At 33.7% G+C, this 25,761-nt stretch carries 29 protein-coding genes and 1 pseudogene; 7 read left to right on the top strand and 23 right to left on the bottom strand.

The annotated features are described in order from the left end of the window. Nucleotides 1-198: 198 nt before the first annotated feature. The gene (locus GKR88_19440; protein QMU66238.1) at nt 199-1,749 is read right to left on the bottom strand and encodes a hypothetical protein; all 1,551 of its coding nucleotides are present in this window, start codon (nt 1,747-1,749) and stop codon (nt 199-201) included. A gap of 165 nt (nt 1,750-1,914) precedes the next feature. Between GKR88_19440 and GKR88_19435 the strand changes: the two genes are divergently transcribed. Then, on the top strand, nt 1,915-2,307 hold the full coding sequence (locus GKR88_19435) for a helix-turn-helix domain-containing protein (protein ID QMU66237.1): 393 nt from the start codon (nt 1,915-1,917) through the stop codon (nt 2,305-2,307). 7 nt (nt 2,308-2,314) lie between these two features. Here GKR88_19435 and GKR88_19430 read toward each other — a convergent pair whose 3' ends face one another. Beyond that, entirely contained in the window at nt 2,315-2,641 is a 327-nt protein-coding gene (locus GKR88_19430; protein ID QMU66236.1) for a DUF3024 domain-containing protein, read from the bottom strand. A gap of 133 nt (nt 2,642-2,774) precedes the next feature. Between GKR88_19430 and GKR88_19425 the strand changes: the two genes are divergently transcribed. Then, nucleotides 2,775-3,143, top strand: a complete 369-nt coding sequence (locus tag GKR88_19425) for a T9SS type A sorting domain-containing protein (GenBank protein ID QMU66235.1) — start codon at nt 2,775-2,777, stop codon at nt 3,141-3,143. 320 nt (nt 3,144-3,463) lie between these two features. Here GKR88_19425 and GKR88_19420 read toward each other — a convergent pair whose 3' ends face one another. The 8 genes from GKR88_19420 to GKR88_19385 form a co-directional block, all read right to left on the bottom strand. After that, a complete protein-coding gene (locus GKR88_19420; protein ID QMU66234.1) occupies nt 3,464-3,760 on the bottom strand; it encodes a hypothetical protein in 297 nt (98 codons plus the stop codon). A 47-nt stretch (nt 3,761-3,807) separates the two neighbouring features. After that, entirely contained in the window at nt 3,808-4,338 is a 531-nt protein-coding gene (locus tag GKR88_19415; protein QMU66233.1) for a hypothetical protein, read from the bottom strand. Then, complete coding sequence (locus tag GKR88_19410; GenBank protein ID QMU66232.1) at nt 4,328-4,780, bottom strand: hypothetical protein; 453 nt, start codon at nt 4,778-4,780, stop codon at nt 4,328-4,330. Before GKR88_19410 ends, GKR88_19415 begins: the two co-directional genes overlap by 11 nt. 31 nt (nt 4,781-4,811) lie before the next feature. Continuing rightward, the gene (locus GKR88_19405) at nt 4,812-5,147 is read right to left on the bottom strand and encodes a hypothetical protein (protein ID QMU66231.1); all 336 of its coding nucleotides are present in this window, start codon (nt 5,145-5,147) and stop codon (nt 4,812-4,814) included. After that, the gene (locus tag GKR88_19400; protein QMU66230.1) at nt 5,140-6,627 is read right to left on the bottom strand and encodes a type IV secretion system DNA-binding domain-containing protein; all 1,488 of its coding nucleotides are present in this window, start codon (nt 6,625-6,627) and stop codon (nt 5,140-5,142) included. The genes GKR88_19405 and GKR88_19400 overlap by 8 nt, the downstream gene beginning before the upstream one ends. Before the next feature lie 143 nt (nt 6,628-6,770). Then, the gene (locus tag GKR88_19395; protein ID QMU66229.1) at nt 6,771-7,478 is read right to left on the bottom strand and encodes a hypothetical protein; all 708 of its coding nucleotides are present in this window, start codon (nt 7,476-7,478) and stop codon (nt 6,771-6,773) included. Between the two features lie 11 nt (nt 7,479-7,489). Further along, nucleotides 7,490-8,575 (bottom strand): hypothetical protein, encoded by a 1,086-nt coding sequence (locus GKR88_19390; GenBank protein QMU66228.1) that lies wholly within the window; start codon nt 8,573-8,575, stop codon nt 7,490-7,492. An 18-nt stretch (nt 8,576-8,593) separates the two neighbouring features. Further along, a complete protein-coding gene (locus tag GKR88_19385; protein ID QMU66227.1) occupies nt 8,594-8,845 on the bottom strand; it encodes a hypothetical protein in 252 nt (83 codons plus the stop codon). A 141-nt stretch (nt 8,846-8,986) separates the two neighbouring features. Between GKR88_19385 and GKR88_19380 the strand changes: the two genes are divergently transcribed. From GKR88_19380 to GKR88_19370, 3 genes are all read left to right on the top strand, one after another. Beyond that, nucleotides 8,987-10,450, top strand: coding sequence for an AAA domain-containing protein (locus GKR88_19380; protein ID QMU66226.1), 1,464 nt, complete (start codon nt 8,987-8,989; stop codon nt 10,448-10,450). 654 nt (nt 10,451-11,104) lie between these two features. Beyond that, nucleotides 11,105-11,563 carry a hypothetical protein gene (locus GKR88_19375; protein ID QMU66225.1) on the top strand — a complete coding sequence of 153 codons (459 nt, stop codon included), beginning with the start codon at nt 11,105-11,107 and terminating at the stop codon, nt 11,561-11,563. 1,140 nt (nt 11,564-12,703) lie between these two features. Next, the gene (locus GKR88_19370; protein QMU66224.1) at nt 12,704-12,910 is read left to right on the top strand and encodes a hypothetical protein; all 207 of its coding nucleotides are present in this window, start codon (nt 12,704-12,706) and stop codon (nt 12,908-12,910) included. A gap of 102 nt (nt 12,911-13,012) precedes the next feature. Here the strand turns inward: GKR88_19370 and GKR88_19365 are convergent, their stop codons facing one another. The 4 genes and pseudogenes from GKR88_19365 to GKR88_19350 form a co-directional block, all read right to left on the bottom strand. After that, a complete protein-coding gene (locus GKR88_19365; protein QMU66223.1) occupies nt 13,013-13,471 on the bottom strand; it encodes a hypothetical protein in 459 nt (152 codons plus the stop codon). A gap of 694 nt (nt 13,472-14,165) precedes the next feature. After that, nucleotides 14,166-14,546: pseudogene (locus tag GKR88_19360) on the bottom strand (hypothetical protein). 261 nt (nt 14,547-14,807) lie between these two features. Continuing rightward, nucleotides 14,808-15,062, bottom strand: a complete 255-nt coding sequence (locus GKR88_19355) for a hypothetical protein (protein ID QMU66222.1) — start codon at nt 15,060-15,062, stop codon at nt 14,808-14,810. Further along, nucleotides 15,059-15,769, bottom strand: coding sequence for a hypothetical protein (locus tag GKR88_19350; GenBank protein ID QMU66221.1), 711 nt, complete (start codon nt 15,767-15,769; stop codon nt 15,059-15,061). The genes GKR88_19355 and GKR88_19350 overlap by 4 nt, the downstream gene beginning before the upstream one ends. A 1,714-nt stretch (nt 15,770-17,483) precedes the next feature. Here GKR88_19350 and GKR88_19345 point away from each other — a divergent pair. Beyond that, complete coding sequence (locus tag GKR88_19345) at nt 17,484-18,479, top strand: transposase (GenBank protein ID QMU66220.1); 996 nt, start codon at nt 17,484-17,486, stop codon at nt 18,477-18,479. Nucleotides 18,480-18,560: 81 nt separating this feature from the next. Here the strand turns inward: GKR88_19345 and GKR88_19340 are convergent, their stop codons facing one another. From GKR88_19340 to GKR88_19300, 9 genes are all read right to left on the bottom strand, one after another. Next, the gene (locus GKR88_19340) at nt 18,561-19,043 is read right to left on the bottom strand and encodes a hypothetical protein (protein QMU66219.1); all 483 of its coding nucleotides are present in this window, start codon (nt 19,041-19,043) and stop codon (nt 18,561-18,563) included. Continuing rightward, nucleotides 19,040-19,933 carry a type IV secretion protein Rhs gene (locus GKR88_19335; protein ID QMU66218.1) on the bottom strand — a complete coding sequence of 298 codons (894 nt, stop codon included), beginning with the start codon at nt 19,931-19,933 and terminating at the stop codon, nt 19,040-19,042. The genes GKR88_19340 and GKR88_19335 overlap by 4 nt, the downstream gene beginning before the upstream one ends. Before the next feature lie 406 nt (nt 19,934-20,339). Then, nucleotides 20,340-20,660: a hypothetical protein gene (locus tag GKR88_19330; GenBank protein QMU66217.1), complete on the bottom strand. Its 321-nt coding sequence runs from the start codon at nt 20,658-20,660 to the stop codon at nt 20,340-20,342. Between the two features lie 54 nt (nt 20,661-20,714). Beyond that, nucleotides 20,715-21,101 (bottom strand): hypothetical protein, encoded by a 387-nt coding sequence (locus tag GKR88_19325; GenBank protein ID QMU66216.1) that lies wholly within the window; start codon nt 21,099-21,101, stop codon nt 20,715-20,717. A gap of 86 nt (nt 21,102-21,187) precedes the next feature. Then, nucleotides 21,188-21,532 (bottom strand): hypothetical protein, encoded by a 345-nt coding sequence (locus tag GKR88_19320; protein QMU66215.1) that lies wholly within the window; start codon nt 21,530-21,532, stop codon nt 21,188-21,190. Continuing rightward, the gene (locus GKR88_19315) at nt 21,508-21,750 is read right to left on the bottom strand and encodes a hypothetical protein (GenBank protein ID QMU66214.1); all 243 of its coding nucleotides are present in this window, start codon (nt 21,748-21,750) and stop codon (nt 21,508-21,510) included. Before GKR88_19315 ends, GKR88_19320 begins: the two co-directional genes overlap by 25 nt. A gap of 28 nt (nt 21,751-21,778) precedes the next feature. Then, complete coding sequence (locus GKR88_19310; protein ID QMU66213.1) at nt 21,779-22,666, bottom strand: tyrosine-type recombinase/integrase; 888 nt, start codon at nt 22,664-22,666, stop codon at nt 21,779-21,781. Beyond that, nucleotides 22,653-23,597, bottom strand: coding sequence for a tyrosine-type recombinase/integrase (locus tag GKR88_19305; GenBank protein ID QMU66212.1), 945 nt, complete (start codon nt 23,595-23,597; stop codon nt 22,653-22,655). The genes GKR88_19310 and GKR88_19305 overlap by 14 nt, the downstream gene beginning before the upstream one ends. A gap of 396 nt (nt 23,598-23,993) precedes the next feature. After that, complete coding sequence (locus GKR88_19300) at nt 23,994-25,277, bottom strand: hypothetical protein (GenBank protein ID QMU66211.1); 1,284 nt, start codon at nt 25,275-25,277, stop codon at nt 23,994-23,996. A gap of 140 nt (nt 25,278-25,417) precedes the next feature. On the opposite strand from GKR88_19300, the gene GKR88_19295 reads away from it, so the two are divergent. Continuing rightward, nucleotides 25,418-25,738, top strand: a complete 321-nt coding sequence (locus tag GKR88_19295) for a helix-turn-helix domain-containing protein (protein ID QMU66210.1) — start codon at nt 25,418-25,420, stop codon at nt 25,736-25,738. The last annotated feature ends 23 nt before the right edge of the window (nt 25,739-25,761 follow it).

Below are 25,761 nucleotides of genomic sequence, written 5' to 3'. Positions count from 1 at the left end.
CTTTTAAATTATTTTTTTTGGGTGTCGAGCCTCTCGACTTTTTTCATACCTACCTTATATTTTATTTTTTGTGGCGAATTGGCTCTTACTCTTTAATTATCAAACACTTAGGTTCGCCATTTTGCCAGTGGCGAACCTGTGGCGAGTGGCGGACGGCGAGCCGCCGTAGGCAAGGTATTTCTACTCTTGCGGATATCATTAACTTGCCTTTCTATTATCCATATTATCTAAACCTTCAATGCGTTTTATACAATTATCCAACGCTTCATTAATCTGCTTTTCTAAATTCTTGTACTCATCTACATCTACGATTTCATAAGAAAAAGAATTGCCTTTAATATCATTACGCTTTTTGATATAGCCTTCTTGTACTAACAAGTGGTGGTATCTGCGTAATGTGGTTTCCGCTATTCGCATTTCCTTTCGGATATTTTGATTGGTAAATACAGTATCCTTTTTTTCTGCCAAATACGTCTTGAGACGTTCGAGGTAATTTCGTGTTGCACCATTTAAAGGATCTGATTTACGAAGTAATATGGATTTGATAAGTGTATTAGCCTGTTTGATATATTCTATACTAGTCTCAATAAATTCCTCACCAGTCTGCTCGTCATATTGCTTGTGGCACTGCCACTGGTAGTAGAAAGTAATAGCTTCTATGAATTGCAAATAATGTGCATTCGTTCTACGAGGTTTAAATACTGCCGATGGAAGCATAAGGTGCTCGGCAAAAGTATTTATCACTCTGACGGGTTTTAGTAAGCGTTGCACATTGCGTAAGAGATTTACTGCATAATCTTGATCCTCATAATTAACTTGTCCCGCCGACACGGCGCGCTGGTAATTCATGATTCGTTCATCCTGTGCTTCACTTTCATCAATGTAAAGTAAAAACGAACGATTAGAATTATCCTCATACAGTTTTTCTTGGGTGGTACATCCAGCAACAGAAACGGGTCCTTCAACCGTTAAGTTTTTGGTTTTGCCTTGTCCACCAATTCCCTTTTGTACGACTGATTTGGTAATCTTCTTTTTGGTCTGTAATTCTCGTAGTGGATATAAAACATCATCTGCACCATCTAAATCTTCAATTAAAATGAGTTTGTTTTTTAGCTCGTTTCTTTTGAAGTAATAGAATGAATTGCTTGATAAAGACGTGAGGCTCAGCCTCTCTTCTTCGGGAATGAGTTCGGCTACTTTTGATTGCAGGTGTGTTTTACCACTTCCACTAGAACCAAAAGAAATACAGTGTAATGGATTGTCCATCTTTCTTGAAGTAAAGATAAGATACATCAATAGTCTATTATTGTCTTCGCCAATCACACCACTAGCACCAATCTGCTTATTGGTTTTCTCAAGTAACTTTTCAGACTTTAAAAAATCCATAGCTGAGCGTCTTTCCTTTTTAGATAGTAAATAAGCTTCCGCTTCTTCGTCTTCCTCTTTGTCTAATAACTCAATTCGGTATTTTTCAAGATGGTTAATGAGTTCTTGTAAACTACGTCTGATAATAGACGTTCCCACTTCTAAATATTCCGCTAACTTGCGAACCAGTTTTTCCACTGCATTAGAATTGTATAAATCAATGTTATGACGCAGTGCGTGAAATTCATCCTCTCTTGTATTCACTTTGAGAGTTATCCGCATACGGTCTAATCCAAAAACGGATAAACCACCTAGAATATGGAAGTCTAAGACTTCGGTTGAGAATTTAAAATGATTAGGATTTGAAGTGTCGAGTTGATTCATAATGTATAGTCAATTATTTTAGAAACGTATTACACAATTAATTAAAGCAAATATAAACTTATAAGTTTATATATAAAAATAAAACTTGTGTTTTTTGCTGTTATAAATAATTTGACCTACATTTGAGTCAAAAATCGACACTTAATTATATAAAATAGCCTAACTATGGAAGCTACACACTTGTTTTTACTTCAAAACATCAAACGGATTCGTAAAGAAAAAGGACTCACCCAACAAGATGTAGCGGATGGTGCAGAAATGCTTGTACCTACCTATTCACGTTTAGAGCGTGGTGGTACAAATCCGAACTTATCATCTATTGTTCGTATAGCAGATGCACTTGGTGTTGGCGTGATAGAGTTGTTTCAATCGTCAGATATTAAAGAGCGTTCGGTGGCTCAGAAAGTAGAGATGATTAATGACTTATCAGAATACAATAAAAATGTGATTAATATTATGCTTGATACGGTGATTGAAAAAGATCGTGTGGAGCAATTACAGAATGTAAAAATGAAACATCGTTTGGCAGAGCTTAATGCTATCGGTAAGAAATCTTAATCGCATATTAGCCCCAAAACATAGTGTATTTATCCTTGTCAATTAATTTTAAAAATTCGTTAATATCTTTTACTTCTGAGTGTGGCTTGTAGAGTTCCCACTTCATAGATTGTCCCATACAATACACTTTCCAAATTCCTTTTGATTTGATTCGTTTTGCTTTTGCATTTGGAAATTTAACAGAAGTCCCGTCAAAACCTTCCATAATAGAATAAATCTCTAGAGTTTGATTTTCATACGTAAAGAAAATATTTTGGTCTTCTTTCTTTTGATTAGGAGCTAATCTACTTGCTAGATAGTCATGTGTTAATTTGGAAACTAAATCTATTTGCATAATCAATTGGTTATTCAAAATCAGAAAAGAAAGTACTCAAGCTCATCTTGTGTGCCTCTAATATTCTAAGCAGGCTTTCAAAGGTAAAGTTTGTTCCTTTTTCCATACGCCAATACTGCATTCTTGAAATACCATGTTCTATGGCAAAGTTCTCATAGGAAGTGTAACCGGGGATACTTCACTAGAAGTTGTTTTTAATTATGATACTGCTACAAACAAAACGTTTAGCATTGTTGATTTAAATGATGCACCATTATCAACACAAGAATTTGAAAATGATATGCAGATTTCAGTATATCCAAATCCAACAACAGACTATTTAAATATAGAAACAGAATTAGAAATTAACACTATTGAGATGTATTCACTTCAAGGGCAAAAAATAGCATCTTATAAAAATCAAAATTCCATTAATGTCAGCCATTTGTCTGAAGGCATCTATTTTTTAAAATTAACAGACAGTTTTAATAGGACAGAAACTATAAAGTTTATCAAGCGTTAGAGATAAAATGTCCTTAAGCGGAAAATGTCCTCATCTATTTCTCTACCATTTAGAAATGATTTGAGGACATTTGGTCTTCGGATGTCAGCTAAGTCGAAAGGCAAATTTCAAATGCCAATCTTTTAGGACATCGAAGAGCCAGATTGGGAGTTTGATAGGAACTTCCGCTACCGCTACATTTCCATATCAAACTCCCATCTGGTTGGGGATTCCCCAAACCCCTTTTACGCCACCACCAAAAACAGACAAGCCGACCTCGATGGGTCGGCTTGGCTGTTATATAATTTTTTAAATAATCTAATCCCGATTATCGGGTCGAGTTAGAGTTCTAGGTCGTAACCTTTTGATAAATCCTGTTCCCTTTCATCTATTATTTCGCCTAAGGAATTGATACGCTCTAGGGTTTTATCTTTTAATAGTAAATGCTCGGGGTCAATGCCAAGACTTCGTTTGAGACGGTAGCGTCTGTTCTTGCAATAGACACCACAAAGTTTTTCATTGCGATGGTACGTTTTAATATCAGCTTTTGACAATCGTTTTTCAAACTCAGCAATCGTTTGGCTTTCTTGGAATAGGTTTTGTACTTTTTTAAATAAAATGTCTTTATCCGATGGCATTGCCATTCGTTTTGTAAACTGGGTTTCCTTTTCTGAATAGGAGCGGACTAATCTTTTTTTTTAAGTCCATGCTCCACAATGCTATCTTCTAATTGTGGGTAGTTTTCGATTTGATAATTCTGGACTTCTTTTTTAATCTCTGCAAAGCGTGATTTGGTTTTCCAACCACTAAAGCCGTCCAGTTTTAATTGAGATACTACAAGGTGAGCGTGCCAGTTCTTGCCTTTATCGAAGTGTACACCACCAACGCAAAGTTGATTTCCTTCGGTATATAAATCAATAAATTTTTGCACTAAATCTTTAATGATTTTTCTGTTGAGATATTGCGTGGATTTGTCTGAAAACGACACTACAATATGTTGGCACACCACAGATTTGTTAGCGTAGTGGGATTTTCTCTCAGTTTCTAACTGATTAAAACGTTTAATCCATTTGTCTTTGTCAAAGGTGCGTACATGTTGTTTAAATACTAAACGGTTGCCCTCTGGGTCTAGCAAAGATTTTCGACCATCAAAAATATAGTTAATGAGTTTCTTGGGCGAATTTCGGGTGGTATGACTGATGGCTTTAATAATCATTCAAAAGTGGTTCTATTTGATTAAATAACTGTTCCAGTTTGTCATACGAGGCTTTAAGCTGAGGATATTCATTTTCAAATTGTAAAGTCTCAACCATATCATAACAAAGCGAGAATAGACGTTTGATTTCAGAAAAATTAGTGGATGTATTTCCTAATTGCTGTTTTCCATTAATGGTGTTAAGTGCAATGGCTTTGATAAAACTGGCTAGTTTCTTTCCATTTTCCATTGCAAGCTGTTTTAACAAATGCTTTTCAGCATTGCTAAAGACGATATTAACCGAACTGTGATTTTGAGCATAACGTTTGCGGTATTGCTTTAGATACAGTTTGCGAAAGGTCTTTCGTGCCTGAGAAATTTCAGAAGCAGTACCGTTTTGTAATACGCCAATCGTATCTAAATACTGCTGCACATTTTTATATGGGAAATGCTGTTTATTCATATTTATTACCCGTGAAAACGGGTGTCTTTGGTTATAATTCCATTCCTGTTTCCTGTGAAAGCCCCTCGTTATCTTGTTCTAATCCTTCCATACGCTCTTCAAATTGCTGCTGTTTTTCAGCCTCTTTTCGACTTTGGAATTCCCTATGAAGTTCCATTGCGGATTCTTGCTCCTTAGCAATTTCTTTATTGCGTTTTTTCCGCTCTTTTTCACGATGTTTGCTCCGCTCACGTGCCTTTTCCTTTGGCTTTCTGCTTTCGGTAAAGCGTTCAATCTTGCTCTCCAGTTTTAAAGACAAAAAGGTCAATCCATCCTCTGCCCACTCCAAAATTTTCCCTGGGTCAAATAAGGTGCTTGTTTTAGCCATTGCCGGGTGTATTTGGGTTTGCCTTGCCAATAAGTACGTCTACAGGCAAAAGTGGTGGCATAGCATCAATACCACTTTGAATTGGTGGCGCTTGCTCTTCTGCCCATTTTCGGTATTTTTTATTCTGATAATACGCTTTAATACGTTTTAAAAGCATTGGAGCTTGTCCGCTACTAATAAAAATACCACCGTCTTTGGTGTTTTTATGCATCACTTCCTGTGGGGTTAATACTTCCCTATGATGGGTACGATCATTGGATGTATACGAATATTTCCCAAGTGATTTACTAATCTCTGTTGCTGTAGCCAAGTTTGTTCCGCCGAGATATAAAACACTTCCCGTGTTGGCTTTCAGAGTTTCTGCACCTTGCTGGGTATAGAGGTCTTGGCATTGACTAAAGGACTGATAACCCCATATTCCGTATGCTTTATACTTACGAATCTGCGAGCTAATAAAAGGAATAAACTGTTTGTCTTTGGTTTTCAGACTTCCTGCTTCATCCACTAAAAAAGCAATGACATTATCGGCTTTTGTAGGGATTCCAGCCTCGATGATTTGGGTAAACCATTCTTTGAGGAATAAGGAATTAAGCCCTTTAAGATAATCCTGTGCCATCACGCTACTTTGAATCCATAAAATGCGTTTCTCATCACGATAGGCATTCATATCGAGTGTGGTACGTGCAGTGGTTTTAATCACATTCTCATCCTGCCAATTCTTTAAAATTGAAAGTGTATTAGACAGTGCTGAATTTAAAAATTTAGCATCATTTTTAATCAATCCTCGATAACTGGTATAGAGCATATCATCACCATATTTTGCTACCAAGACATTCATTTTTTTAACGTTTGCCTGTATGAGCGTTACCAGATAGCGAACATTATATAAATTAGTATACTGGTTAGTTCCTAATTCTGCTTCTATATATTTTAAAAGCCAAATCATCATGCCAATAATTGCAGATGACGTATTGTTCCAAATCGGTTCTTTGACGTTCTGACCACCTTCAATAGCCACCAATTCTTCTGAAAAACGATTAATTCTATCTAATGGGAGATTTTCGATGGGATTCCAACCAACTGTGGACTCTGAGGAATCAGCGAAATTGACAATATCTTCATCATAATCTAGCTCTTGTTCCATATAGGGCATCGCCATGTCTCTCGCTTGTTTTGTTTGGTCAAAAACCACAAAAGATGTATCCACCATTTTTGATGCACCAAATAATTGCTGTGCGAAAACTTTAGAAGTCTTGCCTATTCCTGTTTTACCAATGAGTAAAAGTCCACCATTAAGACTCTGTTTCATGGAGATAAATTTCTCCCCAATGCGGATGCCATTACCTTTGCGGTGTTTGTATTTCAAAACCTTTCTGGAATTACCCAGTTTGCCTTTGTAGGCGTGTTTTGTTCCTACAATCCATTCTAAGATGGTATCTAAACCATCACTTATACTATCTAATAGGTCATATATATTCATCGTGTTTTATTTTAAGTTGGTATCAATTAATTTTTTAAACGCCCCATTAAAGGCGGTAAGGATCAGTTCACTTGCCCTAGTAAGACAGTAAATAGCTATTAAAAATATTTTTAAAAAAAAGCCGAGTATTGTAAAAAATGTTTTCATAGCCGTATCTGATTTTGAATGCCTATCTTAATAATGCCTCCTTTAGGTTCTAGTATTGTTCTGTAAAGCCTTACAAGCTGTGAGAACAATTCTGTGTCGTCTAAAGTGGGCTTGTAGATAATCACAAGGGTAACTCCTGATAAATTTTCTACTAGTGGGATAGAGGATTCAAATTCCCTAGCCACTTTTTCTGGGTCTTTTGCAAGCCGATAGACATCCTTTGGGTTGTAGACCGAAAAGAAACTGTGTTCTTTTAAATCTGAAAACAACCAAAGTGCTCGTTTTCCTTTTTTTCTGCCAAGCCGATTGAGTTCTTTAGCAAGGCTCCTAAAAATATCCGAGCGGATATACTGATAATCTCGAGCATTAAATGCGGTGAGGCTATCAGCAAATTGCTTTTTTAGAAACTTGTATTGTTTTCTGCGTTTGTCCTCATTGGCAAGCCATCCTGTCTCTCCTTTTTCAAGTAAAAAACTCTGACGCTCATTATAATGGGTATCTCCAATATTGGTAATGGAAAGTTCCAATCCATCAGCGAGATGTACCTTGGGTAAAGCGCGAAGGATAAACTCCCCTGAAGGAGCGTATCCTTCAGGGTCAGTTCTATCAATTAAAATACTAACAGTATGCTGACTCGGCATAATCTCATCTTCACAACTTGTTAGTAGGGTCAGTAAAAAGAGTACAAATAAATAGCGTTTCATAGTTATTGGTTTTATAGGGTTTGTGATGTGTTGTTTTGGAAATAGGTAGTCAGCGAACTTGGTTTTTCTGAAAAACACTTTGGTATGCCATCACTCTGTTTACGGGCAATCAAATTCTCCTTGCACCATAAGGCAAAAGATTGCCCATATTCTGCTTCTAGGGTACGCTCATAATTCTTTGCCATCAGCTGAATCCCTTCCAATCGGTCTAAATGGTCATTCTTTTCTTTAGAAAGTATGGCAAGTCGTGATTCTGCCGTTTTATATTCCCTTTTCTTGGCTTTTAATTTTTTGGCAACTTTTAGATGGGTATGGTAATCGTTAAAAACCTTTTTGGAAGGTTTATAAATCAGCGTTAGTGCCACCCCAGCTAGAAATAGCACCAAGTTGAGTATCACAAAATTCCATTCTGAAACATGCTGTGAAGCACTGGCATCGATTTCGGAAATAAATGCCAAACGCATCATGGCAAAGGAATAGAGTAAGGCTGTAATTAGAGATACAATTCCAAGACCAACCAAGATTTTGGTTCTCCGTGCAGGGAAAAAATTAAGGATATCCTTGAATACGTGCGATATAATAAAAAATGCCAATGCTATTCCACTAGCACCTACAAGAGCCATAGCGTTGTTGGAAGAAATAGGTAAGAAAATTTTATAGTTCAGTAACGTTTCAGCAAAACTTAATATGACCAAGAACAAGAGTGCTACACGCCATTTACCAATGATATGCCCTAGATTTTCGCTAAGCTCTTTGGCACGTTTTCTAAGCAGTCTTAACTCTTCTCCTAATTCTTTTAAAAAGGATATTAAATGTTCTTCTTCCTTTTTGTAGTTCTCTTTGGTGGTTTTAATCTGAGATGCGATGGCTTCAGCACCGATGAGCTTATGTACTTTCTCCAGCAAAGATTGAAATAAGGTCAGTATTAGCGGTAAGTAGATTGAGAGTGGGTCGCCGATTTTAGGCAATCCTTTGGCTGCTAAATCTATAGCATTGGTTCGCACTTGATGCGTAATCTGAGGAATTGTTTTTACAATTAAGCGGTCAGCTTCCTTGTTGGTGTAGACTACTGTTGTGGCATGGTTTGGATTTTTCATAATTATCTTTTTTAAGAATTAATATTTAGTATTTGTTTTAACTTCTGTTCTGAATATTCGTATGGCATGGTCTAAGGACTGTCCATATCGTAATAATCCTGTGGACTGATTGAGTACACCATAGGTGTTTAATTCGGTATCATGTACTAGCGTGATTGCACCATCTAATGCAGATTGTATTTCATGTAGGGGTGCAAGGCTTTCGTAAACGTCATCTGTGAAATCTTTTGAGACGTAGTCTTGAAGTGTGATTTTTGTTTTGTTTTTCATTGTTTGTTTTTTTTGATTTAAAAAAGGGATATCTACAATTAAATCCGTTTAGTAAAAAACCTACACTTTCATTATTTACAGCTCTTTATTTTTTAAAACCTACTGATTTTTTTATCTTGTGATGAAAAAACCAACACTATTATGAGCAATGCACTCGTTTCTTGGGTGGCTACAGGTCATGATTTTATAAGACCTAAGGACAATTCAACAGAAATCATCATCAATGAAAATGGTCCGCACTTTAGTCTGTACCGTGATTTCGGGCAGGATTTTGATGTCCATTATCTACTGAGCCAGTATAGAGAGCGTGAGAATTTGGAGATGGATGTAAAACTAAACCGCTTGCGGGTTGCACTAGAGCACTCCTTCAACAACAAGAAAGTGATGCTTATGTATATGGACATTGACGATATTCTTTCTATTGGAACAATTAAGAATAAAATTGACGAATTGATAAAGATTAAACTCGACCGTACAAACGTACAGATCTTTGTAAGTCCAGGTACACCATCGATGCAAACGGCTTGGTATTTATTGGGCTGTGATTTGTTTAAGCGAGATACTATTTCTTTTTTTAGGCGGCGAGAACGCCGTTTTATTGAAGGTGGTCTTACCCCACCAAAAGAACCTATAGAATTTGACGTGTCCCATTATGCAGGGGTTACGAACGTTAGAGATAATAATGCAGGAGGTCATCTCAACACGAATTTAAAACCGAAAATCACAACCAAATTAAAACCTATATACACCAAAGCCGTTCAATTGGCAGGAAATGATAAAACCACCATTTTGATTCAAGGGGATTCTGGTACAGGCAAAACATTTTTAGCAAAGTATATACATAACATATCCAACCGAAAGAACAAACCTTTTAGCATATTGGATTGCAGTGCCTATAATGAGACCATGCTGGAGCATAAACTATTTGGTTATGAAAAAGGCGCATTTTCTGGGGCTACAAAATTACATACTGGAGTTTTAGAACAAGCCAAAGGTGGAACAGTAGTTTTTGATGCTATTGATACCCTCCCTAAACATTTGCAAGCGAGGCTTAATACGGTTCTAAATGAAAAGGTGTTTCAGCGTATCGGTTCGGATAGAAATTTACCTTTAGACGTGCGTATTATTGCCACCAGCACAGAAGATTTATGGCTACTTCGTGATGCGGATGCATTCCACAGAGAATTACATTATCGCTTGGCTGTAGCGGAACTACAATTACCCTCGTTTTTTCAAATGCAAAGAAAAGAGCGTAAGGCTTGGGTTAATTATTTTATGGAAACGACCTATACTAAGTTGGGTGTAGATTATATTGGTGAGATTGACAAAGAGGCTTGGGATTTTATATTGGACTACCACTTTGATGGTAATTTAAAGGAAGTCGAGAATATGGTTGAGATTTTCTATACCTTCTGTGAAAAGAAAGTTACCAAAGCTGATATTCCTAGACAAATGATTAAAGGTGAAAAATCCCCTGTTTTAAGCTTAGAAAGTGCTATGAAAAAACATGTCAATGCTGTTGTAGAGCAATGTGAAGGCAATATTAGTCAAGCGGCTAAGTACTTGGGAGTTTATCGAGGTACGGTGAGTAAATATTTAAAATAAAAAAACAACATCCCTAATGGAATGTTGTGCATTGAAATTATTGATTAATTATCTGAAAGACATGATAATTAGTCATTTTCGATGTTTAAAGAAAAACCCTTACATCGCGAATACGTAATTGCAATAATCCAGTCTAAATCTATTTGATTGAGGTTTTTCAAACTTGAGATAGGAATTATAACATATCTGTATGATATAGATGTCTTTATACCATTTGCTGAAAGAGTATCAATAAATGACTTAAACTCTAGAATATCTTTTCTTTTAATCTTAATTTCTTTTATTGAGTGAATTGTAGAAGTAAATAACATATCTTGTTTTTTAAGGTTTCATAAAGTCTAACATAAAAGGTTAAATTTGTCAATACCAACAATTAACATAAACAAGTAAGGTTTTTGATTTCCTTAAAAGAAACATTTGAAAATTTAGAGAAGCATTATTCAAATCTAATTAATGAGGCTATTACTAATTCAGGAGGCGTAAAGAAAGGGTCTTTACTTGGTTTAAGAAAAGTGAATTTTAATTACAGTAATAAATTATCGCCACCAACTATTTTATATAATACTCAAATATCTACTTCCAATGATTTTAATGTATTTATGCTTTCAAATAGTTCTACTACAATAATTAAACATAAATAATATGAAAAAGTGTTTGTATTTAGTATTAATAATATTATTTAACCAAGAGTTGCAAGCTCAAACTAAAATTATTTCACTATCAAGTTACTTTAAAGGAAAAGGTGTAATTTTTGAAAAAGAGTACAAATCTCTTATTGATATAAAAGATTATGAAAAATCTTTCACTCCTTCTTTAGAAGAAATAAAAATAGTAGAAAATTTATTTTTAAAAAAAATTGAATCAAAAAGAAAAATAAAGAAAACTCCTAAAAAAGAATTTTATAATTATTACAGACAATATTTGGGCTATATAAATAGTAATCAGGAGAAAGTAATAATGGTAAATATGCTTAATTTTAATAAAAAATCTAAAGCAAAAAGGATGTTTGAAAACTGGGATAAGGATTATGTTCTTGGATTTGGTGAATTCTATGAAGAAAATCAATTTATATACACAATTAATTTATTAAAAAAAACTTTACAAATCTGTTAATAAAGATTGAGTAATAATAGTAATTAACCGACAAATAAATTTATACAGCCACCTTTAACGAGGTGGTTTTTTAGTTTAAAAAGACATTTTCAGAAAAACTTATCAACAATTTACTTTTTCGCCTCTATCTCTTGCCACTCCTGCTCTTTCCGCCATTTTCTTTCCTTTTTCTTTTCCGCCCCATTCCGTCCTCATTTCAGGGGTTTTTGTGGGGGCGAAAAAACACAGAAAAACGAAACCAAAAACAGCCCAAAACCAAAGCAAAAAACAAACCACCCAACCCAAGAGCCAAAAAATGGATAAAACAACGAAAAAAATAGCTTTGAGATTATTTTTAAAAATTCAAAAAAAAATTGACAAAAAAAAGGAACAAATAAAAGCCTTTTAAAAATCCAAAAAACACCTCCTGCGGAGCAGTGCAAAAAAAAGAAAAAGCCCCACCGCAAAGCGGTGAAAAACCTGTATTGAGCTTGTCGAAATAACCCAAAAAAAAACAGCTCGCCTTTGGCGTGATGAATCCGAATAATCGACTCAAAAAACTTGTGTTGAGCCTGTCGAAAAAATGAAAAAACAAATGACTGTTCCAGTCAAAAAAAACTCTAAGGAACAAATAAAAACGGTTTAAAAGCCCCAAAAATTGCACTGTGGAACAGAGCAAAAAAAACAAAAATCCCTTTACTGTCCTACAACAGTAATAAAAAACATTCGTCCGCCTTTGGCGAAAAAAAATTATAAAAAGGGTCGCAGAACCACAAGTGAAAACCCAATAAAACACCCCTTAGGAACAGAGCAAAAAAAAGAAAAGCCCACCGAAAAGCGGTAAAAAAGCCCCAAAAAATACTCCGCTTTTCGGAGTATAAAAGTCGGTTTAGCCAATAAATCAACAAAAATCAACCTGTAAAATGGGTTGCAGAACCACAAGCAAAAATCCAATAAAACACCCCTGCGGAGCAGATCAAAAAAAAGAAAAACCCCACCCCAAAGCGGTAAAAAACCTGTATTGAGCTTGTCGAAATAAGCCCAAAAAAACAGTTCGCCTTTGGCGTGATGAAGCCTAATAATTGGCTCAAAAAAATGATTGTTTCAGTCAAAAAAAATTCCTTTTGCCTAAGGCAAAAAAATGAAATTTAACGCAAAAAAATGCCTAAAAAAAGTCCAAAAACAAAACGAAAAAAAGTCAAAGAAAAACCACCATCAAAAAAACCTAAAGACCCAAACGAAAAACACAAAAAAGCCCCCACAAAAACCCCTGAAATGAGGACGGAATGGGGCGGAAAAGAAAAAGGAAAGAAAATGGCGGAAAGAGCAGGAGTGGCAAGAGATAGAGGCGAAAAAGTAAATTGTTGATAAGTTTTTCTGAAAATGTCTTTTTAAACTAAAAAACCACCTCGTTAAAGGTGGCTGTATAAATTTATTTGTCGGTTAATTACTATTATTACTCAATCTTTATTAACAGATTTGTAAAGTTTTTTTTAATAAATTAATTGTGTATATAAATTGATTTTCTTCATAGAATTCACCAAATCCAAGAACATAATCCTTATCCCAGTTTTCAAACATCCTTTTTGCTTTAGATTTTTTATTAAAATTAAGCATATTTACCATTATTACTTTCTCCTGATTACTATTTATATAGCCCAAATATTGTCTGTAATAATTATAAAATTCTTTTTTAGGAGTTTTCTTTATTTTTCTTTTTGATTCAATTTTTTTTAAAAATAAATTTTCTACTATTTTTATTTCTTCTAAAGAAGGAGTGAAAGATTTTTCATAATCTTTTATATCAATAAGAGATTTGTACTCTTTTTCAAAAATTACACCTTTTCCTTTAAAGTAACTTGATAGTGAAATAATTTTAGTTTGAGCTTGCAACTCTTGGTTAAATAATATTATTAATACTAAATACAAACACTTTTTCATATTATTTATGTTTAATTATTGTAGTAGAACTATTTGAAAGCATAAATACATTAAAATCATTGGAAGTAGATATTTGAGTATTATATAAAATAGTTGGTGGCGATAATTTATTACTGTAATTAAAATTCACTTTTCTTAAACCAAGTAAAGACCCTTTCTTTACGCCTCCTGAATTATAATAATGTGTTCTTAATGATAAACCGTTTTCTCCTCTAATCCTATTTTCCCAATGACTCGCATACTGTTCTGCTTTTGGTATATTTTTTGCCCCAATAGAGAACCAAGTGCTGTAATCTATACTACCATCCAAACCGTCATGTGCATGTCCTAACTCATGAGCTAATCCAATAAAACTTGGTCGATTCGAACTACCTGCTCCATTAACACCCCCTGTAGTATTTGAAGGATCCCAAGAGATATTATAACCTCTTGCTCCATTCTTCCCTTGTTTTATTTTTATATGATATTTAGAATTCTGCAAATCTCCAATTAATGAACCACCTTCTGAACCACCAGTTCTTATTTTATCTAATGCAGCAACTGCTTTACCTAAAAAACCTTTTAATTTGATTGAGCCATCCTTATTTACCTTTACACCATTACCTTTATATTCCCCATATTTACCTTTACTATTTTTTGTATATAGTTTACCATTATCATATAGAATATTTTGGTTCTTATACTTTATAAAAATTGAATCTCCTTTTACATCAATAAATCTTACAGGATTATTTGCAGTATAACTATATGGTGAAATTGGCATATACTTTTCTGCAAACCTATCAATCTTGTTAAATCTTCCAATTGCAGGGTCGTAATCTCTCCATTGGAAAGCAATTGTATTTTTTCCAAGTTCTTCTTCTAATTCTTCATTTGCAAAACCTTTTTTCTGCGCAGTCGCATTCCCACTAGGATTGACAATATTATTATACCCTTTATGTTTGAGCCCACCGAGGAAATAACTACGTCTTTTTAAATCACTTTTCTTTGAGGTCAGTGCTTTTTTATTCCAAACTAATTTTAGTTCAGTACTTTGATGATATTTCAGTTTTAGACAGCTCAAATTTTTTAAAAACTTTTTGTAAAAAGAATTGTTTCAAAACTACAAAAAAAATATCGTAAGAGAAAAAAAAGGAAAAAGACAAAAAAACCGCTTTAAAAAGACCAAAAATAAACTAAAAAAACATCTGAAAAAAGCCCCACCGCAAAGCGGTAAAAAACCTGTATTGAGCTTGTCGAAATAAGCCCAATCGCCTTTGGCGGATAAGGCACAAAAAAACACGCCGTTAGGCTTGTTAAAAGCAATCCAAAGTAAAAGAGTGTTTTAATGATTAAATTCTTCGTTTAAACGGTAGATTTTCATTCCCCAGTGGTCTGTTCCTGTACAAAGAACGGCTTTGTGTTGTATGAGGCGGTGCAGTACCTTATTGATTAGTTTTTTGCTATGTACGGTATCATAAGCAACCTGCTCGGAAGTAAAACAATCTTGGTCGTAAAAATCCAACAAATCGCCGTAGAGTTCCCAAATGATTTGTTTGTTCTCAAAATCGTTAAAAGTATCTTGGTCTAGTGTTTTCATTTTACATCGGTTTTTACTATTTGATAGCGATAACAAGCCCCTATTTTGCGACAACGTTTTATCTTGTTTTCTTCTTTAAATTGGTTTAAAAACTGATTTACGGTACTACGGTCTATAGCTGTTTTCGCAAAAAGTTCTTTGGTTTCAAAAGGTTCGGTAGGAAAATATTTAAGTATCAAACTCCATATTTGCTCTTTTTGATTGATGCGTTGTTGTTTGGGCTGTTTATGTTGTAATTTAAAAAGTTTAAAAGTGGTTAAAAAATCTTCATCATCAGTTTGTAAAACATCGCTCATCAGTTCAGGTCTGTTGGTGCTTCGTATCATAGCAAAGGTTTTTACCCAATCTAAAAACAACAAAGCGTGTTTTTTGTGATAGGTGCTAAAAATAGCGTTTACGTAGTCCGTATTGTGAAAAACTACTTTTGTCTGTTGCAGTTCATCAAACAAAAGCGGAACGGTTTGTAAAAAATCATTTTCTACTACTTTGCGTAATTTAAAAATTGATTTTTCAGTAATTTTTGTAAAATCAAAATTGGCTTCACGTGTGCGTGTGTGCGTGCGAGGGTTTTGGTTTGGTTGTCGTCCTACTGTCAATCCCTTTGTTTTAGGGAATTTAAGGGTTGGAATAGGGGTTTTGACTAACTGTCCTACTGAATTTAAAAAAGGAACTGCGTTTTGTGAGGTTTTTGCATTAAAATTTTCCATAAAAAAGGGGTTAAAAAGATTAAAATAAAACGCTAAATAAGGCAAAATAAAAAGGCAAAAAAGCAAGAGATATACACAAAGGGCAAAAGAAGAAAAGCCCCATTCCGTCCTCATTTCAGGGGTTTTTGTGGGGGCGAAAAACACAGAAAAACGAAACCAAAAACAGCTCAAAACCAAAGCAAAAAAGAGAAGAAAAAGTACAAAAAAGAACAGAAACAAAACCCTAAATCTGAGAGCCGAAAAACGGCTAAAAAAGAGCAAAAAACAGGCTTAAAATTGCTTTTAAAAATCAAATACTAAATTGACAAAAAAGTGAACAAATAAGAACCGCCTAAAACTTGTATTGAGTTTGCCAAAATATCAAAAATAGTTTGTTTAAAAACTAAAAAAATGGGTTGAAAACCCAAAAAAAAAGCCTCACCGCCTTTGGCGGAAAAAAAGCCCAAAAAAATACTCCGATTTTCGGAGCATAAAAATCAATTTTGCTAATAAATTGACAAAAATCAGCTTATAAAATGGGTTGCAGAACCACAACCAACCAACACCGACAAAATGGCGTAATTGTTAATAACTCAAAGTCAAAAAACAGTCAATATTTAGAGAGAAATGAGAAGTAAAACGCCTAAAACCAAAAAATAATTCAGCCTTAAAATAAGAACAAAAATTTAGGTCATAAAATCTTAAATTAGGCGCAAGATTTGTCAAAATAATTGCGGAAAATCGCAAAAAAAACCTGTGTCGGCTCACTAAAAAAGTTCAAAAATTGCCCTGCAAAGCAGTGTAAAAGAAGAAGAAAAAACAAAAAAAATGTTTGTGGTTGATTACCACAAAAAGCCCCACCGCAAAGCGGTAAAAAAAGCCCAAAAAAACAGTTTGTCTTTGGCGTGATGAAGCCGAATAATCGGCTCAAAAAAATAACAAATAAATGACTGTTTCAGTCAAAAAAAAGCCCTTTTGCCTTACGGCAATAAAAAAATGAAATTTAAGATAAAAAACGTTTTAAAAGACCAAAAACGAAACGAAAAAAAGCCCAAGAAAAACCACCACCAAAAAAACCTAAAAACCCAAACGAAAAACACAAAAAAGCCCCACAAAAACCCCTGAAATGAGGACGGAATGGGGCGGAAAACAAAAACAAAGAAAAAACGGAAGAAAGATAGGCGTATAAAGGGGTAGAGAAGAAAAAAAGGAATGTTAATAACTTTTTTGTTTTCGGTAAATTTTGGGGTGTGAACGGAGCAGGTTTTAAAACCAAAATAAAATAACCGCTTTAGAACAGGTATTGCAAGCGTTTTTGTAAACTGTAATTTGCTAAAAACAACGAAAAAAATATCTTAATTTCTTAAACTCCTTTTTTTCGTTGTTTTACTCACAAACGCCACTAGCAAATGCTAGCGGTAGCGGTTGCGTGACATACTAGGACGAGCCTTTAGATTAGCAAATAGAAATAATTACTTAAAATAAAAACATAATAGTTATGATGAAATTTCTTTTTTTGCTTCTTTTTTTCTTTGTTAATAACTCTTATTTTGTTGATAACCAAAAACACAAAAGAACGGAGTGAACTTTAGCGGCCAGCTAGCTTTTTAGAGCCATCCCCCGTATTAGTCTCCGTTCTTTTTAAAAGTTACTTAGAACCATATAGAATTTCAGTTTCTGCCCTTATTAAAGGTCTTAGTTTAAGTAACTATTATTAATATCTAATTACAAAATTATGAAAACAAATGAAATTATCGGAATCGATGTCAGTAAATTATTAATTGATGTTTGTATCTATTCTAAACAAATTGTTCAACAGTTTGAGAACAGTAAATCTGGATTTAAATTAATGCTAAAGTGGAGTTTTAAAAATTCGTCTTTCTCTAAAGAAGAAACCATGTTTGTATTTGAACATACAGGAATGTACTCTCATTTATTATCTGTGTCTTTAACTGAACAAAAATTATCTTTTTTCATAGCTTCTGGTTTAGAAATTAAAAGATCTATTGGTATTGCTCGTGGAAAGGATGACCAAATTGATGCCAAACGCATTGCTCTATATGGGTATCGATTAAAAGAAGAACTTAAACCCAGTAAGCTACCTAAAAGAAGTATATTACAACTAAAAAGTCTCTTATCTTTAAGGACAAAACTTAACAAACAAAGAGCTGGTTTTAAAGTTACTTTGAAAGAACAAAAAAGAATTTATAAAGCAAAAGAGTATAAAATAATCTTTGACGTTCAACAAAAAATGATTGCAGAACTAACCAAACAAATACACAAGATTAATACTCAAATGCAAGCTATTATTGACCAAAATATAATGTTAAAAGAAACCTATAAACTTGTTACTAGTGTTAAAGGTATAGGAATGCAAACTGCTATAATGATGATTGTGTTTACTGACAATTTTTCAAAATTTGAAAACTGGAGAAAGTTTGCCTCTTATTGTGGTGTTGCTCCTTTTCCTTACCAATCTGGAACTAGTATTAAAGGACGTACAAAAGTCTCTCATTTGGCTAATAAAAAATTGAAAGCAATTATTAATATGTGCGCTATTTCTGCTATACAACATAACCCAGAAATGAAATTATACTATCATAAAAGAATAAAACAAGGCAAAAGTAAAATGAGTACCGTTAACATTATTAGAAACAAATTAATAGCAAGAGTGTTTGCCGTTGTCAAACGACAAACACCCTATGTAGATACTTTTAAATTTGCTGCATAAATTAGTAAAAATAATATCTCAACTTTTACTTGTTTTTATCATAGAATACAGGGGGTTTTATCTAAGTTAAACAATACAATTTTAGTTATTGATGATTAAGTTTGTCAAGTTTATGCCCTCATATACTTCCCAAGAATTACTACAAAACTCTTGTCCGTTAAATTTTATACAATCTTGAATATAGTGATTTGGACTTACAGTAATTTCTTTACCATTCACAACCATTTTATTAGGCTGGTTATTTACATTCAAATGAGTTAATTGAGTAATTTTAAATTTATAAATTTCACCAACAACTATCTCTTTATTTTGACTAGAAGCATTTACTTTCTTTGATAAAATTTGATACTTTCTTCCTAAACTATCTTCAATCATTATATCAAAAACATTTTGAACTAATTTAATAGATTCAACTCTGCCTATAACCTCTTTTGGTATAACTGATTTATTTAAACTTAGTAAATCTGATTGTTTTTCTATATAAGTACTACTCTTAGATGATTTACAAGAAAGACTAATTAAAATTGTAATTAAACAGCACGTAAATAAATTTATCTTATTCATAATCTTTGTATTGTTTTACCATTTGATTCCCATCTAGCACCCTTCATTCCTTTAGGATAATTAACTGTACCTGTAACAGGGTTTCTATATATAGAAGAAGGCATTTGAATTCCTGATTTTAAAGTTAATATTTCTGTTACTGTACCTGATTGTGGAGTAGCACTACTATGAGCACTTGAATAAACCGAACCAGCAACGCCCGCTTTAGGAGAAGATACTCCTGCATCTTTAGATATTTTCGCTCCTTGATAAGCTTCTGTAACCTCATGCAGTACATCTGCTCCAGGCTTACTATTTGCATCACTCATTTTTCCAAGCACATCAGGGTTAATCTCTTGATTTGCTGTAACAGTTCCATCGCTATTAACTGTATTGCCCATAAAGCTACCACCAATTCTTAACGAGCCATCACTATTGAAATTGTCTGATTGAGCATCAACATTTACAGTTATATTTTCGTCATTAATAGCTGCTAACAACATTTTATCAGATTCTGTTTTTGCTTCACCTGTTGCCGACAACTTGCCTGTCTCCGCATCTCTTGTAACATTTAAACTTGTAGATTTATTCAGCTCTTCTGTTGCTTTATCCGCATTGTCTCCATTAATGTTAACTGTAAATCTCCCATCTGGGTCTATCATTGATAGAGGGTTGTTCAACATAGCATTGTATGGAGACCAACTAGAAAATTCTTCACTTAATGGGTCAGGGTTCATCCATCTACCAATAGTTGCATCATAGTTACGAGCTCCAAAGTCATGCCAATTTAATCCTAATTCATCTTGCCTTTCTTTTCCTTGGTAATCATATTTCTGTGCGGTACTGTTACCATTGGAGCTTACTACATTGTTGTATCCTTTTTGGAGAAGTCCAAAGGGATAGACGTTTATGCGTTTTTTTTAATAAAAGCCCATTTTTTATCGCTTATACCTGACAAAAACAGATTTTTTTAAGAACGTCCTCACTTCATGACCATTGTAAATATATGATTTTATGATTAAATCCGCACTCCAAAAACCCAGTATTTTCGTTCCTCAAAACCCCTGTGTTTTTTCCGTTTCCTTTCCCTCGATATTTGTACATAATTGGCATTATAATACAAATTCAGGAGTTTACTATTTGATCGGTTCTTCGCTTGTAAGTTATAATGTAAATTATGTAAAATACTCCAGGCTCATAGCTACCTGAGCGCACAGTGGAACTAAGATTGATGATAATAGCTTTGATTTTTAAGTAAAAAAGTCGTATTTTAGCTACGACGTCTTAGAGGACTAAAATCGTTTGCTAAGTAAGAAGTTATCTTTTAATTAGGTAGCTTCTTTTTTTATGCTCTTTGTGAAGACTAGCGCCCTTCGGTTGCTTCATTTTAATACTTGTCGATTTTTCCCCTGGCTTTTTTCCACCTCTAAAAAATCGCCAATTATTAAAACGGTTTACCTCCGTTTTAAAAAGATGAGGATTTATAGAAAGGGTTATAGCAGGGAGATAAATCGTCAGCTTTTTAAAACCGACAAGCGATAGTGCGTTCAGCATCGGAACTACATCGTTTATGGTAAGTTCTTCCCTCTGTGATATCTCAAGTGTTTTCCGTACTGATTTTAAAAACTGTAAACTCATTTTAGGATTGATTCCGGGTTGTAAATCTATTTTAGGATTTAGCTAAAAAAACGGTCAACTCATTTCAGGATAATAGCCCACTATGTATTTCCCTTTTTTTGATTTAACCGTACTGTTTATAGAGGCCAACGCCGATTGAGTGTTCTGCGTTGTACGCAAAACCAGCGCAGCGAAAGCGCAGCGCCAAAGCCGACGTGGACACATTGTCTGCGAACGATTAAGTGAGCAGCGTGGACGCGCCACAAGCATTTTTTTTCTCCTTATTATAAAAATAATAAATCGATTAAAAAAAAATGCGCAGTAGGCTTTGGCACCAGCGGCTGCGCCCGATAAGCAGCGGTGGATTTTTGTAGGCGACCCATAGGAGCCGTCAGCAAAAATACAGAGGAGCTGCGAGTGAGCGGAGCAGAAGCAGGGAGGCAGCAGCTTTTTTTTGGACAAAAACGGCTGTAAGCCGATGTATTTTTTTTTGGCCAAAAAAAAGTGCTGCACAGAGGGGCGTAGCGAACACCTTACAACCCTTTAAATTAACTTCTTTTCTTCTTTCTATCGGGGTTCATCAGTGTTGCAAAAAAGTCAGTTACATACACCTTGTTTGTTAATTCGTCAATCAAGTAAATAATCTTGACTGTTTTGCGTTTGGTAATACGATAAATCAGCGATCTAAATTCTTTGTTAAAATGGGCTAAATCTTCTTCTAAACTTCCTCTTTGAGGATTAACATTTAAAGACATTGCTAACGCTATAATCTCATCAGATTTCTTATTGGCGCTTTCAATAGAGTGATTTTCATATAAGTGAACCAATAAGCTCCAGTAGTACTGTTCTGCCTTTGATGTAATCTCTACTAAATAGCTTGATTGTTCTTCCAATTGTCCAGTTGATTTTTAAATTCCTCGATCGGTCTTGTTTCTCCACTTTCTATGGATTTTAAAGATTCTTCTGCCCTTTGTTGTAAATCAGATATTTTAGTGGAATAAAAAGTACTCGATTCTTGTTCAAAAATACTCTTGATTTTTGCTAAAACACTCTCCTTTTGAGTTTGTAATAACATCTGCATCAATTCTAGCTTTGTGGTTTCAATGTTCATGACTTTCATTTTACACAAATTTAAGATTTTATTGTATTGGATGGAAGTTATTTACAATTTCATGTAAAGATTCTAAATCGTTTTGTACATAACGTTCTGTAGAAGATATATAACGATGCCCTGCCATCACTTGAACTTCTCTTAAATTATATTGTTTTAACCAGTTTGTAATTACACTTGCTCTTATTTGATTGGAACTATTTACTTTATGATTTATCTTTTTTAACTTCTTTAAAATAAACTGGATTGTATTTCCCAAGCGTTTGTTACTTGGAATAAAGATTCTATCAGTTTGTAGTTGTTTTCTATCTATAATTTCTTCTCTAACTTCTTTTATATATTCTAAAAATTCTATGACTTGCCAGGGTTTTAATTCTAATGTTCTTGAGTTACTTCTTGCTCCACTTTTTATATAAACTTTGCCTTTATAAAGTTGTAAATCTTCGAGTTCTAATTGTATGAGTTCTGTTGTATTTAATCCTTGATAGACTAGTAAACCAACGATTACTTTATTCCTCTTTGCACACAGTCTGTGGTACTTATCTGCGACATTGTCGCTTTGATAACTATAATATAAATCTTCCAATTCATCAGATTCTAAGATGTTGTAATTGACTGTTCTTTTGATGCCTTTAATGGTGGTAGTTTCTATCGGGTTATCTGGCCGCAAGGCGACAGCTATTAAATAGTTTAGATAGCTCTTTATGATTCCAAGTTTATGATTTACCGTCTTTTTATTAGTATTCTTTCTTTGTAAGTGTTTAATATATTTCATACAAGTTTTGTAATCTATTTGCTCTGGAGTTGTATGATTTCTCTTGCACCAAGAATTAAATTTCTTTACCTCGTTTGTATAACTATCTATTGTTGTTGTTCTATAATTCTCTTTCTTTAAATATTCTTTATACCCTATCATCTTCTATTGTTTTTAATAAATGAGTGTACAGTTGTGTAGATTCCAAGCTACTGTGGCCTAAAAAGGTTTTGATAGACTCTAACTTTACTTGTTGTTGTAATAAGTGTGTTGCAATGCTATGCCTTAATGTATGTAGTGTAATTTTTTTTTCTACAATCTCCTTGTTATTACTTGCTTGTATAATTTTCTGCAATCGGTTTGATAAACTCATTCCGCCCATTCTCTTGCCTTGTTTACTAATAAATAGTGCTTCTTCACTTCGACTTCGCTCAGTGCGAGTAAATTGTGGTCGTGATTCAAAGACATAGTCTTCTAGGATTTGTAAATTGTATCTATTGACGGGTATTACCCGTTCCTTGTAATTCTTTCCTTTTCTAACGTGTATGCGCTCTTTATCAAAGAATATATCTTTTATATCTAGGCTGACGGCCTCCGTCCTGCGTAATCCACAACTGTAAAAGATTACTAAGATGGCTTTATCTCTTAATCTATAATGCTCATAATTATGACTATACTCTGTTGCTTTAAAGAGTTCTTTAATTTCTAATTGTGTAAGTATATTGATTCGTTCTTCTGTTGGATTCTCTTCTGTTTTTAAATGTATATTGAAGTCTTTGTAGTTGTGTTGTTTTAAATATTCTCTAAATTTCTTAAGAGCTTGTTGGTGTTTGTTTAAGTAACTTTTACTTAAACTTCCATTTCTTGTTTGATTGGGCCTTTCTTGTAAATAACTATAATATTCTTTGACTGTCTTTGTACTAATATCATTGATACTTTTAATACTACTTTGCTCTAAATAATAAAAAAACTCCTGAAGATGTAAGGGTAAACTATACACTGTACTTTCTGCATAACCTAAGATGTCTAACCATTCTTTAAAGTTCTTCACAAAGATTTTATAAGGTTCGTTTTGTAGTATTAATTTTTTCATTCTTATCGTTTTTTATTTTTTACTCGGTATGTGTTTTTTGAAGCTTTGTTGCGAACCTTATTTAATAAACTGATTGTTAATTAAATAACTTCGCAAAAATGCTACTTGCGAAGTGGTTGCGAACTTGCGAGGGTGCGTGTCGTACAGACAAGTATTATTCTTTACCTTTTATTCTATCTATACAGTCTTGTAACGCTTTATTTATCTGCGCTTTAAGGTTTGTATATTCGTCTATATCAACAATTTCATAATGATACATTTTCCCTTTTTCTGCTTTTACGTATCTTATATAACCTTCTAATAAGAGTTGTTTAGTATAGTTTCTTAATGTACTTTCTTTGAGTCTTAATTTTCTTCTAATTTCAGAACTTGTAAACGTGGTTGTATTCTCTTCCTTTAAGTATGTTTTAGATTCTCTAAGTGATTTCTACAAGCTCCTGTTAATGTATCTGACTTTCTTAATAATACTTCTATAATTAATTCATTTGCTTCTTTAATGTCTTCTATTTCTGTTTCTATGTATTCTTCTCCAGTTTCTTTATTTACTTTGTGTTCGCGTTGGTATTGTTTGTAAAATGTGATGGCACTTATAAATCGTAAATAATGAGCATTGGTTCTTCTTGGTTTAAAAACGGATTGCGGAAGCTCTAAATATTCTGCATACGGATTAATCACTTTGATGGGTTTTAAAACTCTCTGTATATTCTGCAATAAGCTTTTGGCTGTATGCTGTAGGCTTTCATCTACTTTTCCTGCAATGACTAATCGCTGATAATCCATAATACGTTTGTCTTGTTTTTGGCTTTCATCTATGTATAATAAAAAAGAACGATTGGCATTGTCTTCGTAAATAGTCTCTTGGGTGGTAGCGCCTGCAAAACAAACAGGGCCTTGTACTTCTAAGGGAATGGTTTTACTCTCTCCGTTTTTATCTTTATGAACCACGCGTTTTTTAATCCATTTCTTACTAGCAAATTCTCTAATGGTATACAATACTTTTTGTACGCCGTCTAAATCTTCTATCATAATAATTCGATGAGAGAGCTCTGTTTTAGCAAAATAGTACAAAGCATTTGCAGATAAAGTAGTTACTTCTATAATATCTTCTTCTGGCATTAAAGCTGCTATAGAAGATTGCAGGTGTGTTTTACCTGTTCCAGAACTTCCCAAAGAAATACAGTGCAAAGGATTGTTGGTTTTTCTTGACGTAAAAATTAAATACATCAGCAATCTATTAACGTCTTCGCCAATAACTCCAGATTCACTGATGTATTTGTTGGTTCTCTCTAGCAAGTTTCCCTGTCTTAAAAATTCTTCTGATTCTGCAATTTCTTTAGCTGTTAACTCTTTTGTGTAGGGTTTATAGGCTTCTGCTTGTTTGTCTAATAATAAAAATCTATAATTCTGTAATTCGTGTGTGAGTTCTTGTAATACTTTTCTTACGATACTTGTTCCTATTTCTAATCTTTCTGCTGATTTTCGTACTAATTTCTCTACTTGATTATCATTATACAAGTCTATACTTTGCCTTAAAACGTTATGCTGTTTGGGTTTCTGTATGCTTATTGTTACTCGTAGACTTTCTAATTTGTTGGTTCTAATTCCACCTAAAATATGGAGTTCTAAATGTTTTGTAGTGTACTTGTAGTTGTTGGTGTTACTTGTGTCTAAAATATTCATATATGGATACTTTTAAAGTGCATTGAAAAATCTAAGGTATCCACAAATGAGTAATAAAACAATATCCATATTTGGATACTTGCTCTTAATCCCTTATTTTTACAGAAAAATTGCACGAATCTTTTTTTAAAACACCTTTTATGAACTTAATTTTATCTGATTTTATCCAAAACCTAAAGCATTATAGAACTAAAAAAGAGCTTACTCAAAAACAATTGGCTAACCATTTAAGGATAGGTCATGGAAATATTGCACGGTATGAACGTGGTGAAGTGGTACCAAAACTAGATGTAGTATTGGCGATTGCTAAAAAACTAGAAGTCTCTTTAGATGCCTTATGTGGACTTGATAAAGAAAAGGATACTGAACTAACTCTTTTAATACAAAAGTCTCAGAAACTTGCTTTAAAAGACAAAGAACTACTAAAACAACTTATTGTAAAATTTGTGAACTTCAACTAATCTTTTTAAAAGCTATTTTGTAA

The sequence above is a fragment of the Flavobacteriaceae bacterium genome, assembly GCA_014075215.1.
Taxonomy (GTDB): domain Bacteria; phylum Bacteroidota; class Bacteroidia; order Flavobacteriales; family Flavobacteriaceae; genus Polaribacter.
This window is presented reverse-complemented; position numbering and strand designations above follow the sequence as displayed.

Excerpts from the sequence above, each read along its gene's own strand:
- GKR88_19410 (QMU66232.1), bottom strand. The coding sequence starts at position 4,780 with ATGAATAAACAGCATTTCCCATATAAAAATGTGCAGCAGTATTTAGAT.
- GKR88_19425 (QMU66235.1), top strand. The coding sequence starts at position 2,775 with ATGTTCTATGGCAAAGTTCTCATAGGAAGTGTAACCGGGGATACTTCA.
- GKR88_19305 (QMU66212.1), bottom strand. The coding sequence starts at position 23,597 with ATGAAAAAATTAATACTACAAAACGAACCTTATAAAATCTTTGTGAAG.
- GKR88_19345 (QMU66220.1), top strand. The coding sequence starts at position 17,484 with ATGAAAACAAATGAAATTATCGGAATCGATGTCAGTAAATTATTAATT.
- GKR88_19415 (QMU66233.1), bottom strand. The coding sequence starts at position 4,338 with ATGATTATTAAAGCCATCAGTCATACCACCCGAAATTCGCCCAAGAAA.
- GKR88_19430 (QMU66236.1), bottom strand. The coding sequence starts at position 2,641 with ATGCAAATAGATTTAGTTTCCAAATTAACACATGACTATCTAGCAAGT.
- GKR88_19340 (QMU66219.1), bottom strand. The coding sequence starts at position 19,043 with ATGAATAAGATAAATTTATTTACGTGCTGTTTAATTACAATTTTAATT.
- GKR88_19435 (QMU66237.1), top strand. The coding sequence starts at position 1,915 with ATGGAAGCTACACACTTGTTTTTACTTCAAAACATCAAACGGATTCGT.
- GKR88_19385 (QMU66227.1), bottom strand. The coding sequence starts at position 8,845 with ATGAAAAACAAAACAAAAATCACACTTCAAGACTACGTCTCAAAAGAT.
- GKR88_19370 (QMU66224.1), top strand. The coding sequence starts at position 12,704 with ATGCCTAAAAAAAGTCCAAAAACAAAACGAAAAAAAGTCAAAGAAAAA.
- GKR88_19405 (QMU66231.1), bottom strand. The coding sequence starts at position 5,147 with ATGGCTAAAACAAGCACCTTATTTGACCCAGGGAAAATTTTGGAGTGG.
- GKR88_19315 (QMU66214.1), bottom strand. The coding sequence starts at position 21,750 with ATGAACATTGAAACCACAAAGCTAGAATTGATGCAGATGTTATTACAA.
- GKR88_19295 (QMU66210.1), top strand. The coding sequence starts at position 25,418 with ATGAACTTAATTTTATCTGATTTTATCCAAAACCTAAAGCATTATAGA.
- GKR88_19300 (QMU66211.1), bottom strand. The coding sequence starts at position 25,277 with ATGAATATTTTAGACACAAGTAACACCAACAACTACAAGTACACTACA.
- GKR88_19420 (QMU66234.1), bottom strand. The coding sequence starts at position 3,760 with ATGCCATCGGATAAAGACATTTTATTTAAAAAAGTACAAAACCTATTC.
- GKR88_19395 (QMU66229.1), bottom strand. The coding sequence starts at position 7,478 with ATGAAACGCTATTTATTTGTACTCTTTTTACTGACCCTACTAACAAGT.
- GKR88_19355 (QMU66222.1), bottom strand. The coding sequence starts at position 15,062 with ATGAAAACACTAGACCAAGATACTTTTAACGATTTTGAGAACAAACAA.
- GKR88_19310 (QMU66213.1), bottom strand. The coding sequence starts at position 22,666 with ATGATAGGGTATAAAGAATATTTAAAGAAAGAGAATTATAGAACAACA.
- GKR88_19350 (QMU66221.1), bottom strand. The coding sequence starts at position 15,769 with ATGGAAAATTTTAATGCAAAAACCTCACAAAACGCAGTTCCTTTTTTA.
- GKR88_19390 (QMU66228.1), bottom strand. The coding sequence starts at position 8,575 with ATGAAAAATCCAAACCATGCCACAACAGTAGTCTACACCAACAAGGAA.
- GKR88_19330 (QMU66217.1), bottom strand. The coding sequence starts at position 20,660 with ATGAGTTTACAGTTTTTAAAATCAGTACGGAAAACACTTGAGATATCA.
- GKR88_19440 (QMU66238.1), bottom strand. The coding sequence starts at position 1,749 with ATGAATCAACTCGACACTTCAAATCCTAATCATTTTAAATTCTCAACC.
- GKR88_19400 (QMU66230.1), bottom strand. The coding sequence starts at position 6,627 with ATGAATATATATGACCTATTAGATAGTATAAGTGATGGTTTAGATACC.
- GKR88_19380 (QMU66226.1), top strand. The coding sequence starts at position 8,987 with ATGAGCAATGCACTCGTTTCTTGGGTGGCTACAGGTCATGATTTTATA.